Origin of the sequence: Flammeovirga sp. OC4 (assembly GCF_000812565.1) — a bacterium.
GTDB lineage: Bacteria > Bacteroidota > Bacteroidia > Cytophagales > Flammeovirgaceae > Flammeovirga.
Window position 1 is genome coordinate 123286 of record NZ_JTAM01000010.1, and the last position, 12234, is coordinate 135519.

A 12234-nucleotide genomic window follows, 5' to 3' on the forward strand; every position below is an offset into this window, starting at 1 on the left:
TTCGTTCGTTTGTTAATAGATTAAATGTCCCCCGACTGACTTTTAAATCAATCAGGGGTATAGTAGTATCTAGGCGTCTTCAGTCGCTAAATCCTCTTTTCTTAAGTTTGAAACGTCATTCAAGAAAACTTTTGCTTCCTCGATGTATTGTTTAGCAAACTCCTCTGATGGTTCGTTTTTGTTGATTCTTAATACGTGATCTACAAATGAACCTTCAGCAAAATTGAACTGAGCATCATAGTGTTCTGCAAAACGGTTAATAACCGTCATGTGGCTGTTTAATTTTACCTTTTTATCTAAAAGCAACGCTTTCGCTGCATTTACATAGCTACTGTAAGCATGGTAGATCGCATCAGCAAATAAACCTTTCTTAAAGGCCTCTTCTGCCCAACCTGCTTTCTCCTCTGCTTCGAAGATCAATGTTTGAACTAAGTCAATGATTACACCTGCACACTCACCTACTGCTTTATGCAATTGGAATTTGTCTTCTTCAGTGTACCAATCCAAGTAATCTTCTGGTGTAAGATCATCCAATACTGCCAATGGCTTTAAGATATCATAGAAGTAATCTTTACCTTGACGCTTGTAATAATCTACGAAATACTCTCCCTCAGTTGAGTTTTCATCATAGTTGTCTACTACGATTCTGAAAGCATCTTCAATTCTTTTACTAGGAATCTTGATTACTTTATCTGCAATATGAGGAGTATTTGTACTGTCAAAACCACCACCCAATAAGATTTGAGCTGCTGGCAATAACATTTTGTTCGCCTTATTTCTTAACGAACTACCATGAATACCAAATTGTGCGATCGTATGCTGACCACATGCGTTTGGACATCCACTAATTTTTATTTTGAAAGTATCATCCGTCACTAAGTCAGGATATTCTACTTTTACTAAATCTTCTAAAACTCTAGCAATACCAGTACTTGATGAGATACCCAATACACAAGTATCAGTACCTGGACAAGCTGTGATATCTGCTGTAGTATCGTAACCTAGTTCAGCAAAACCGATTTTATCTAACTCATTGTAGATCGCTTTCAAATCAGCTTCACGAACGTACTTTAATAAGATACCTTGGCGGATTGTTAATCTGAAATCGTCTGCAGTATACTTCTCAACGATTTTGATTAATTCTCTTGCTGTCGTTGTATCAAAGTTACCTAAAGTCAAACGAACTAAGATACCGTAGAAACCTTCTTGCTTTTGAGCAAATACGTTCGCTTCTTTCCATTTTTGGAATTTCGCTTCGTCCGTTACTTCTACTTCAACAGCTGCATGTTCTTGAGGAAGAACTACTGAATCCACTTTAGATCTGTCTACCCAAATCTCTTGGTTTTTCAATGATTTTCTTTCCTCTTCTGCTAAACGTAATAATTCCTCTTTACCAATATCCTGTAACAAGAACTTCATTCTTGCTTTCATTCTACGGTTACGCTCACCATGACGGTCAAATACTCTTACTAATGACTCAATGAAAGGGATTAATTTTTCCTCTTCCATAAACTCAGCAGCAGTTTCAGCGATGTAAGGCTGTGCACCTAAACCACCACCGATTAGTACTTTAAAACCTCTTTTTTCTTCACCATCAATTGTTTTTACTACCGGAATAGCTCCAACGTCATGAATAAAAGCAAAAGCTGTATCTGCTTCTGATGATGAGAATGCGATTTTGAACTTACGTCCCATCTCTTGGCAGATAGGATTTCTTAAGAAGTACTCAAATGTAGCGTGAGCATAAGGAGTTACGTCAAATGGCTCTTCTGCATCAATACCTGCTTTTTCTGAAGCAGTGATGTTTCTTACTGTGTTACCACAAGCCTCTCTTAATGTAACTTCGTCCTTCTCTAACTCAGCCCATAATTGTGGAGCATCATCTAAAGAAACGTAGTGAATTTGAATATCCTGACGTGTAGTAATATGTAATTTACCATTAGAGTACGTATCAGAAACCTCACAAATACGGTTCAATTGTCTCATTGTCAATTTACCGTAAGGTATCTTAATACGAATCATTTGTACACCAGGCTGACGCTGACCATAAACACCTCTCGCTAAACGAAGGCTACGGAATTTTTCGTCATCAATATTTCCCTCATGAAACAATCTGATTTTCTTCTCTAAATCTAAGATATCCTGCTCCACTACTGGGTTTTCAAGTTCGGTTCTAAAGCTACGCATGATGAGTATATTACTAGTTTTATATCTTATTCCCTATCGATTTACTATACTAATAGTAAAAATGAAAAGACCATTATCCTATGGTCTCATGCAATTTTAAGGAGGAAAATAAATATTTCAAAAGAAAAAGGGATATTTCTTATAAATATCCCTTTTTAAGTATGAAATTATTGAAAATTAAATAGAAACGAGGAAAAATTAGGTTGATTTATATCACCTAAATAAAAATGTAAAATACACACTTTCAATACTCCTATTTGAATTTAAAATTCTACTTTTTAGTTATCATCTAAACTTTGAGCATCAAGATTTGCGATCGTAATCATATCCAGAATCTGCTGTACATTTGCTCCCATTTCAAGAACGTGTGCAGGCTTCTTCATACCCATTACAATTGGACCTACAACAGTAGAATCTGACACTTCTTCTAACATCTTCAATGCAATATTTGCAGCAGACAAATTCGGGAAGATTAATACATTCGCTGCTTTTTCTGCCAACTCTGAGAATGGGAAGTTAGTCTTCGTCTTCTCCGGGTTCAGTGCAAAATCAGCTTGAATATCACCATCCACTACCAAGTTAGGGTTTCTTTCTTTCAAAATTTCTCTTGCTTGTCTCATCTTAGAAGCGTCTTCCCCTTTCTTCGATGCTCCAAAGTTAGAATACCCTAGTAATGCCACTCTCGGTTCTAACTTAAAGAATTCTTTGACCCTTTTTGTCACTGCTTCAGTAATCTCTACAATTTCTTGTTTTGTAGGATTCTCGATCATCGTTGTATCTGCGAAGAATAATGGTCCTTTATTGGTCAATACCATGTACATTGTAGCTACCGGCTTGTCATCTACAGTACCAATTACACGAAGAGAAGGTGCTAAAGATGAAATATAATTACGGTGAATACCTGCAATCATGGCATCAGCATCTCCTTGCTCTACCATCATAGAAGCAAAGTAACTACGCTTACTCATCAAGTCATGTGCCTCATAAAGCGTTGTACCCATTCTTTGACGTTTCACATAGAATTTCTGACCGTACTCCTCACGCTTTTCTTTACTATCATCGGATCTTGGGTTAAGAATTTCTACATTCTTCAACTCATCCAATTCCAATGCTTCAATCATTGCTTTGATTCTTGAACGGCGTCCTAATAAGATTGGCTCAATGATACCTTCGTCCATGGCAATACGCGCAGCTCTTAACACATGCGGATTATCTGCTTCAGCAAATACCACACGCTTACAAGCATTTTTAGCTTTCACACCTAAACGACGCATGATGTCATTTCCAGTACCCATTCTCTGGATCAACTCCTCTTTGTAAGCCTCAATATCATCAATAGTCGCTTGAGCTACACCACTGTCCATAGCGGCTTGGGCAACTGCTGGTGCTACGGTTGTCAATAAACGTGTATCAAGAGGTTTTGGAATAAAGTAGTCTCTACCAAAAATCAAACGATCCACATTGTAAGCTTGCGTTACTGCCTCAGGAACTGGCTCTTTTGCCAATGCAGCAATGGCTCTTACACAAGCTAATTTCATTTCCTCATTAATCTCTGTCGCTCTTACATCCAAAGCTCCTCTAAAGATATATGGGAAACCTAATACGTTATTCACTTGGTTAGGATGATCTGAACGGCCTGTTGCCATCATTACATCATCTCTAGTGCTCATTGCTAAATCGTAAGCGATTTCTGGAGTTGGGTTCGCCAAAGCAAAAACAATAGGGTTTTCAGCCATTGATTTCAACATCTCTGCTGTCATCACATTTCCTTTGGATAAACCAAGGAATACGTCTGCTCCTACTAATGCTTCTTCTAAGTTGTGAACATCAGTAGCTGTGGCTAAATCAAGTTTGTTACCTGTAAGACCTTCTCTGTCTTTACGGATTACGCCTCTACTGTCACAAACAATGGCATTTTCTCTCTGAACTCCTAATTCAAAGAATATATTAATACATGATACCGCCGATGCACCTGCACCTGACACTACCACTTTCAAATCTTTTAAGTCTTTGCCGATAATTTCAGCGGCATTCAATAAAGCAGCTCCTGAAATAATGGCTGTACCATGTTGATCGTCGTGCATAACAGGAATGTTCATTTCCTTTTTTAATGTCTGCTCGATTTCAAAACAGTCTGGTGCTTTAATATCTTCAAGGTTGATACCGCCAAAAGTTGGCTCTAATGTTTTACAAGCCTCAATAAACTTCTTCGGGTCTTTGGCATCGAGTTCAATATCAAAAACGTCAATTCCTGCGAAGATTTTGAATAATACTCCTTTACCTTCCATTACAGGCTTAGAAGCTTCAGGTCCAATGTCGCCCAATCCTAAAACGGCTGTACCATTGGAAACTACGCCCACTAAGTTACCCTTAGCTGTATATTTATAAACATCTTCTTTTCTTTCAGCAATTTCCAAACATGGGTCCGCTACACCTGGAGAATAAGCTAAAGAAAGGTCACGTTGTGTCTTGGTCTTTTTAGTTGGTATTACCTCAATTTTCCCTGGGTTTGGCTGCTCATGGTACTCTAATGAGTCCTTTTTACGTATTACGTTTTTAGACATACCTGATTACTTTATGTTTTGTGTGTGCAAGTACTTGTTATAAAAAAACGATAATTTCATATTATCCGAAAACTTATAGTAAAGTACTTTGTTTAATATAAATGAGTGTTTATAATCGAGGTCAAAAGTAGTTACTTTCGTTTGGATTAAAAATTAGTTTTCTTTATTCTGTAAAGTTTTTTATAATTTGAGCAGGTTTGAAACCTCGTTTTGCATAAATTTTGGTTTCAAGACTATTCTTATGAAGTATATAAGATTAAAAAAAGAAAGTAAAAGACAACCTCTATCTTTATCTTAGTACTTAGGTAATCAGACAGAAATAACTTAATCATAAAACAAAGCATGAATTTTTGTAGCAATTGCGGTAATGGGCAACTAGAGTATATTATTCCAGAAGGAGATCATAAACATCGTTATTACTGTCCGAATTGTGATACCATACATTATCAAAACCCAAGAATAATAGCGGGGTGTATTCCTATGTACAATGGGAAAGTATTACTAGCTAAAAGAGCTATTGAACCTCGATATGGTTTTTGGAACCTTCCTGCCGGGTTTTTAGAAAATGGTGAAAGCCCTGAAGATGGTGCTTTGAGAGAACTATTTGAGGAAACGGGGGCTAAAGGTGAAGTAAAACGCTTACATACCGTATTTTCATTACCCAATTTCAACCAAGTATACCTATTATTTTTAGTGGATTTGACTTCAGAAGAATATGAGAAAACAACTTCTGAAAGCTTAGAAGTACGCTTTTTTGAGTTGGATGAAATTCCATGGAAGGAGATTGCTTTTGAATCTTCTACATTTGCATTAGAAAGCTACATTGCCTCCCCTTCCAAGGAGAAAGTAAACTTGGGTCAATTCGTAAAATATTAACCTGTCATTTTAAGGCAGGTAAACACCCTTCTCATCAAATGGGAAAGGTTGCCATTTTCCATCCCATAAAACATGCATGGTTTTGAATCCTATTTCTTTGAGTTGTAATGCCGTCTCTGCAAAGCCTTTTGTAATTTCTGCAGTAGTATGAGCATCAGAACTTAGGGTAATAGGTATATTTTTTTCAAGAATTTTTTCTAGAATCCAAGGACTAGGGTATAATTGCGAATAGCCTTTATAAAAGCCTCTCGTATTCACTTCCACAATAATATTTTTAGCTTTGATTACCTCTAGGTAATTTTCAATCATTTCCTGATACCACTCTTCATTTTCCTCAAACCATTTTCCGGTAGAGTTGTGCATTTTCATCTTATCTAAATGCCCTAAAACAGTAGGAGTATCTTCCTCGATCATCTTGATATTGAGGTCTACATAACGTTGAAAGGCTCTTTTAATACTTCCTCCAAAAATTTCCTGAAGGCCTTTATCATAATGCTTTTTAGTGTAATCTATTTCCCAATAACTACCATCCTCAAACTGATTAACATAATGCACCGAACCTACTGAGTAATCTAATTCTCGAAAATTATGGACACCACATCTCCCTTCAATATAATCTACTTCTAAACCTGCGTAAATCTGTATTTGATCTTTGTATTTTTCTTTGAGACGCTCAATTTCTGCTAGATATTCCCTGTAGTTTTCCATTTTCATATTCCAAGTGGAAGGAAAAGGGACAGGTGAATGTGTAGAAAAACCATAAGATTTCACATTCTGCTCTATGGCAGCAATTATATAGTCTTCTAAAGGGGATTTTCCATCATCATAAAAAGTATGACTGTGAAAATTTGTCCATGAGGGTTTCATAATCAATGGTTTATAAATTTCATCAATAGTTACTCTTTAATATAATTTCCATTTGGCAATATGTCATAGTAATATCTTATTTTTTTATAGACTTGAATAAAGATTTATTGTTAAGTTTTTTGCTTCGAACAACCATTTTTAATACAATAAGTTAAACCTAATTACTAAAAGTTACCCAATACTATGAACATCTTAGTTGTATTTGCACATCCTAATTACAACCAATCCGTAATTAACCGGAGATTTGTTGAGGAGATCAAAAAGATTTGTGTCATTGATTTCCATCCGTTGAACGAAATGTATCCTGACGGAAGAATTGATATTCATTTCGAAAAAAATGCTCTTTTAAGGGCAGATAGAGTTGTCTTTCAATTTCCTTTACACTGGTACAATGTCTCTCCTATTTTAAAAAACTACATGGAAAATGTATTAAACCATGGGTTTGCTTTTGGAATAAATGGAGATAAACTAAAAGGAAAAGAGTTTTTAACAGCCATCACTGTTGGAGGCCCCAAAGAAGCATATCAAAAGTCAGATGCTAATAGTTTTACAATGGAAGACTTTATTAGACCTTTTGAACAAACAGCAAATCTTACGGGTATGAATTTTAGAAAAACCTACGCTGTTTATAATGCATTGACCTTAGGGCGAGAGAACAATTCATCAAAGTTAACGCAAATTGCAAAAGAGTTTATCAATCATATTACTGATCCTTATTTAGATCCAAGTATGAGAAGAAATGTATCTTAATTTATAATTTCCATCGAATTCCTAAACCCATCAGAGAAGGAATTAAAATATTGATACACCAAATCATTAATGCAGAAACTAATGCGATATTAGGGTCTAATCCTAAATATTCAAAAATATATAAAGTAGATAATTCTCTAATTCCTAAATCTAAAAAGCCTCCCAAGTTTGGAGATACTGTTTTAATCAAAAAGATCACTGGAACTATGATCACCAAGACTTGAAGAGAGATTAATGTATCAATAGAATGTATGATTAAAATAAACTGGAGAGTAAAAACACAATAACGTACGAAACCTAAAACCGTTGTCGTAATCAACAACTTCAAGGTGTATGTTTTGAGAATTAAAAAATAACGTTCAAAAAAATGAATCACTTTTTCATTTTGAAAGGCTTGTTTCCCAATTACAAATAGAAAAGGAAGAATAAGGGCAAGTATCCCTAACAGCCAATACTCATATTGAAGTTTAATGATGTGATTTCTTAAGAACCAAAGTAAACAAGGAATACCAACCCAAAATGTATGGATTCCTTGCGTCAATTGACTTATAAAAAGGGCTCCTATGGACTGGTTTCTATCCACTGACTTGGGAATTGCCCAATATCTTCCTAAAGCATTCCCTAAAGTTTTCCCTGCTAAAAAAGACGCTCCTAAACCCGATAGAACACCCAGCAAAGCATTAATAAAAGAGACTTCAAATAGTGGTTTTAATAAAATCTGCCACCTTTTGGACTCTAACATCCAGTTTAAAGGCATCAACACAAATGCTAAAACTAAAAAAACTGGAGATTGTATACTTACCTTTTCCCAAGGAGCATAAACTAAAAACTGATAAAGGGCATAAATAGCAAAAAGTACTGCAACGCCTTTAAGGCTATAACTTAATACTTTCTGATATTTTGCTACCATATTCCTAAGTACATTGGTCCTAATAATAAAATACCCGCGACGACCATGAGTATTACCAAAAGCGGTCCCATCCATTTCACCCAAACATCATAGGGGATTTTTGCTATGGATAAAACGCCCATTGTCACACCACTTGTTGGGATTATTAAGTTCGTTAAGCCATCACCAAATTGGAATGCTAATACAGCTATCTGACGTGAAATACCCAATAAATCACTCAATGGCGCCATAATAGGCATGGTCAAAGCTGCTTGTCCACTTCCGGATGGCAAAAAGGTATTTAATAAACTCTGAAACAAGAACATTGCTTCAATTGAAGCCACTTTAGGCAATCCATTGACTGCCGTAGCAATACTATTTAAAACTGTATCTATAATCTTTCCGTCTGAAGCAATAATTAAAATCCCTTTGCAAAAAGCGACCACCAATGCAGCTGTCATCATCTCCTTGGCCCCTTTTACAAAACTGCCGTTCATTTTCTCCAAATTCACCCCACAGACTAAACAAGATACCACACCTATGGCAAAAAATAGTCCTCCGATTTCAATCATATACCATTCATACTTCGCAACGCCAATAACTAAAAGTACTATACCAAGGGCAAAAAGTAGAAGAACAAGTATTCTTTGCCATGTTAAATGTACTTTTTCAGCACTCTTCAAAGTTTGATCAGATCCTACACTCTCAGGCATCAAACTCTTCGATGGATCTGCAGAAATCATCAGTACATAACGCATAATATAAGCTACCCCAATTGTGGTGAATACTCCCCAAACAAAAATTCTGTATTGCCAACCACTAAACAGCGGTACTTCCGCAATTGCTTGAGCGATACCAATAGTAAAGGGATTACTCACCGCTCCCGCAAAACCTACTCCTGCTCCCACAAAAGGTATGGCTACTCCAACAATCGGATCTAATTTCATGGCTTTCGCCATGGGAATCGTCACCAGAATAAAAACCAATACTTCTTCTGACATTCCAAAAGTTGCACCTGCAATAGAGAATATCACGGTTATAAAAGGGATTACAATCTTTTTATAGAGCGTATGTTTATTACTCCAATTGACCAAACCTTGTAAACCCGCCTCAATCGCTCCAGTACTGTTCATCATCCCAAAAGCACCTCCTACCACAAAAATGAAGGCAATGATTTCTGAAGCAGAAATAAAACCTTTCAAAGGAGCAGTAAAAAATGAAGTAATACCCTGCGGAGACGCCTCCACTTCTTGGTAAGAACCGGGTACTAGAATATTTCTACCGTTCAGCAGCTCTCTACTGTATTCTCCTGCAGGAATAAGCCAAGTTAGACCAATAAAAACTAATAGAATAACGGAGGCGATGACTAAAGTATCTGGAAGTTTTTTCATTAAGAATAGGTTTCAAGTCAAATAGAACACAAACTTATCGAACACAGAGTAAACAAACTAAAAAAAATCACTTTTATTAATGCGTAACATTGACTATTTTTCAAGAATAAATAAATATTACAATTACACATTTTAAAATGAAAATTAAAGAATTAGATGAAATTTTTGACGATTATGAAAGTTATAAAGCATTAGGAGAAGATAGTTATATAATTGGTGCTCAGCACCCTCAAAATTTTAAGCAGCATAAAAAATTTATTATTCCTTTATTTTATTTCGATGGTGAAGATTGGTTTAAGTTAGATATTAACAAATTAGGTGAATCCATATTTTTGGCGAGTGCGCCTTATACATTAACAACGGATTTTAAGTTAGAGGAATTAATAAAAGTTAAAGGTGTTAGACCCAATAAACAACTCACAGATGATGATGAGCACAATAAGGAACATTCTTTAACGAAACATATAACACACGCTGATCGCTTAAGTGCACTTTCAGAAGATCAATTATTAGAAATTTTCCCTGGTGAAATAGACTTTGAATTACACCTGTTTCATCCAGACAAACATTATTATGACATCATCAACGAGGTGTATGTCGCTCAGGAACGTAAGTTTTTCGTAGAATCTAAAGATGGATTAATTTACGGTCCTTTTGTAGGTGTTAAAACGAGTACTGAAGCCAAAGCAATACGCTTATCAGCTACAGGTGTTCGTAAAAGTGTAGAAGCTTACAACCTACCATCAGAAGCTTTTCTCGAGTTCAATATGCCGGAAGAAGGACTAAAACGTAAGTTAGTCCGAAGTACCCATGATATTGAATACTACATTGAAGATACCGTTGACTTTATCAGCCGACAAGATTTATTCAAATGGGCTGAAGAGCAACTGAATAAAAAGCAATCGTTAGAAGTAGCCGATAAAGTTTGGAAAGCAATCTCAAAAGATAATGCCATTCACTCTTTTCAAGAGCGTTATCAACGTTTGGAAAAGCTTTTCCAAAAACCGCAGGAGAACCTGCAGTATCTTCAACAATTCGTTACTTCTTTAGCTGAAAATGACTTTTTTAAAGCCAGTCTTGATTCTCTCCAAAATGAAAAATTGGAGTTGGACAATGCTGTTGCTCAACAAAAAAGGGAACGTGACCTTGTAAGAAGAGAAACGGGGCGTTTGCAGGAAGAAATGCAAGACCTTGAAGAAGGCATTAATAATTTGAAAGCCAATGAGCAGAAAATTAGAGAGAGTCTTCAGAAGGAAAGAGAGTTTGCCATCAACAAAGAAATTGAAGAAGGACTTTCAAAACTTGAAAAAGTACGCGAAGAACTTTCTGACCGTGCTGAAGCAATTGAATTGGCCCACAATTTTGACAACCTTGCACGTATCAATGAAGAAATTGATAATGCCAAGGAGATCAAACATAATTTAGAAATCTCAATTTCAGCCTTAAAAGAAGAGTTTGTAAAAGCTCAAGAAGATGCCGATACAGCGCTGAAGAATTTATTGAAAACCAAAATGCAATTGGACGTTTTCAGTAATGGTTCTGCCAATTCAAAGAAGAACACTCCAGCGATTGAAGTATTGGACATTAAGGACTATAGAATTGAAAAACCAACTGCGATTACGACACTAAAGGAGTTATCGCAAAAGCTTCATAAGCGATTGGGACGTTTGGGAAGAAGTTACCCAGATCACTTCATTGCCAATTTGCTGATCTCCATGCATCAAAACTCTTTAACGTTGCTTTGGGGACCTCCGGGTTCAGGTAAAACGTCATTGGGTCGATACATGATCCAATCACTTACAAAAGCCGATCGTTACTCGGAGATTTCTGTCGCTAGAGGTTGGTCTTCACAAAAAGATATCATTGGTTTTGCCAATCCACTTTCAAAACGTTTTCAGAGAGCAAATACCGATTTGTATGACCTCTTAAAGCAGTTGGATGGCGAATTCAATAATTCTACTTACTTACAATCTCCAATGTCTTATTGTCTATTGGATGAAGCGAATCTTAGCCCTATTGAACATTATTGGGCTTCATTCTATTCGCTTACGGATTCTAAAGCACAATTAGACAAGGGTTTAAAGATTTCATTAGGTAATAATGAATCGATTGAGTATGCCAACAATTTACGTTTTTTAGGTACACTTAATCTAGATTCTACAACGGAGCAAATCTCTCCACGATTATTGGACCGTTGTCATATCATTAGATTGGATCTTCCAAGAAGTAATATGCCTTTGATCGGGTCTGAAATTATAATGCCTGAACCTTTTGAAATTCCATTTGACAACATTCGTTCATTGTTTGAGTTAAAAGATTTCAAACAAGAATTAGCTCCTGATCAATTAGAATTTATTGATACAGAACTAGAGGAACGTTTTGAGCAAATTGCTTCAGAATTAAGAAATTTAGGTATTCAGATTAGTTTACGTACTCGAAAAGCAGTCATTGAGTACTGTAATTTGGCTCACTCTGCGATGAATGAGCAATTCAGACCATTGGATTATTGCTTAGCTCAAAGAGTATTCACAAGAATTAATCTTCAAGGTGCTGAATCGAGAGAAGGTATTAAGGCTTTATTAGAAATTGTAAAGAGCTTCGCTTTAAAAGATTCACACGCTGAATGGACCTTACAGAAAATGTTGGAAAGAGGCGGTAAAGAAGGCTTCAACCATCACTTCTACAATTATTTCTCAATAGATGGATAAAT

At 36.1% G+C, this 12234-nt stretch carries 8 protein-coding genes; 3 read left to right on the top strand and 5 right to left on the bottom strand.

The annotated features are described in order from the left end of the window. Positions 1–69: 69 nt before the first annotated feature. The gene (locus PL77_RS09800) at positions 70–2187 is read right to left on the bottom strand and encodes a HEPN domain-containing protein (RefSeq protein WP_044204268.1); all 2118 of its coding nucleotides are present in this window, start codon (positions 2185–2187) and stop codon (positions 70–72) included. 278 nt (positions 2188–2465) lie between these two features. Continuing rightward, complete coding sequence (locus PL77_RS09805) at positions 2466–4751, bottom strand: NADP-dependent malic enzyme (protein ID WP_044204271.1); 2286 nt, start codon at positions 4749–4751, stop codon at positions 2466–2468. 342 nt (positions 4752–5093) lie between these two features. On the opposite strand from PL77_RS09805, the gene PL77_RS09810 reads away from it, so the two are divergent. Then, positions 5094–5627, top strand: coding sequence for an NUDIX hydrolase (locus PL77_RS09810; RefSeq protein ID WP_044204273.1), 534 nt, complete (start codon positions 5094–5096; stop codon positions 5625–5627). Between the two features lie 9 nt (positions 5628–5636). Here the strand turns inward: PL77_RS09810 and PL77_RS09815 are convergent, their stop codons facing one another. Next, the gene (locus tag PL77_RS09815; RefSeq protein WP_044204276.1) at positions 5637–6494 is read right to left on the bottom strand and encodes a histidinol-phosphatase; all 858 of its coding nucleotides are present in this window, start codon (positions 6492–6494) and stop codon (positions 5637–5639) included. Positions 6495–6677: 183 nt separating this feature from the next. Here PL77_RS09815 and PL77_RS09820 point away from each other — a divergent pair, with 183 nt between their 5' ends. Next, complete coding sequence (locus PL77_RS09820; protein ID WP_044204279.1) at positions 6678–7244, top strand: NAD(P)H-dependent oxidoreductase; 567 nt, start codon at positions 6678–6680, stop codon at positions 7242–7244. 1 nt (position 7245) lies between these two features. Here PL77_RS09820 and PL77_RS09825 read toward each other — a convergent pair whose 3' ends face one another. Together PL77_RS09825 and PL77_RS09830 are read right to left on the bottom strand one after the other, a co-directional pair. After that, entirely contained in the window at positions 7246–8154 is a 909-nt protein-coding gene (locus tag PL77_RS09825; RefSeq protein WP_044204281.1) for a lysylphosphatidylglycerol synthase domain-containing protein, read from the bottom strand. Continuing rightward, complete coding sequence (locus tag PL77_RS09830; protein WP_044204283.1) at positions 8148–9524, bottom strand: YfcC family protein; 1377 nt, start codon at positions 9522–9524, stop codon at positions 8148–8150. Before PL77_RS09830 ends, PL77_RS09825 begins: the two co-directional genes overlap by 7 nt. A 137-nt stretch (positions 9525–9661) precedes the next feature. Between PL77_RS09830 and PL77_RS09835 the strand changes: the two genes are divergently transcribed. After that, complete coding sequence (locus PL77_RS09835) at positions 9662–12232, top strand: hypothetical protein (RefSeq protein ID WP_044204286.1); 2571 nt, start codon at positions 9662–9664, stop codon at positions 12230–12232. Positions 12233–12234: the final 2 nt, after the last annotated feature.

Bases quoted from the DNA above. Each gene is read 5' to 3' on its own strand.
- PL77_RS09800 (WP_044204268.1), bottom strand. From the start codon at position 2,187: ATGCGTAGCTTTAGAACCGAACTTGAAAACCCAGTAGTGGAGCAGGAT.
- PL77_RS09805 (WP_044204271.1), bottom strand. From the start codon at position 4,751: ATGTCTAAAAACGTAATACGTAAAAAGGACTCATTAGAGTACCATGAG.
- PL77_RS09810 (WP_044204273.1), top strand. From the start codon at position 5,094: ATGAATTTTTGTAGCAATTGCGGTAATGGGCAACTAGAGTATATTATT.
- PL77_RS09815 (WP_044204276.1), bottom strand. From the start codon at position 6,494: ATGAAACCCTCATGGACAAATTTTCACAGTCATACTTTTTATGATGAT.
- PL77_RS09820 (WP_044204279.1), top strand. From the start codon at position 6,678: ATGAACATCTTAGTTGTATTTGCACATCCTAATTACAACCAATCCGTA.
- PL77_RS09825 (WP_044204281.1), bottom strand. From the start codon at position 8,154: ATGGTAGCAAAATATCAGAAAGTATTAAGTTATAGCCTTAAAGGCGTT.
- PL77_RS09830 (WP_044204283.1), bottom strand. From the start codon at position 9,524: ATGAAAAAACTTCCAGATACTTTAGTCATCGCCTCCGTTATTCTATTA.
- PL77_RS09835 (WP_044204286.1), top strand. From the start codon at position 9,662: ATGAAAATTAAAGAATTAGATGAAATTTTTGACGATTATGAAAGTTAT.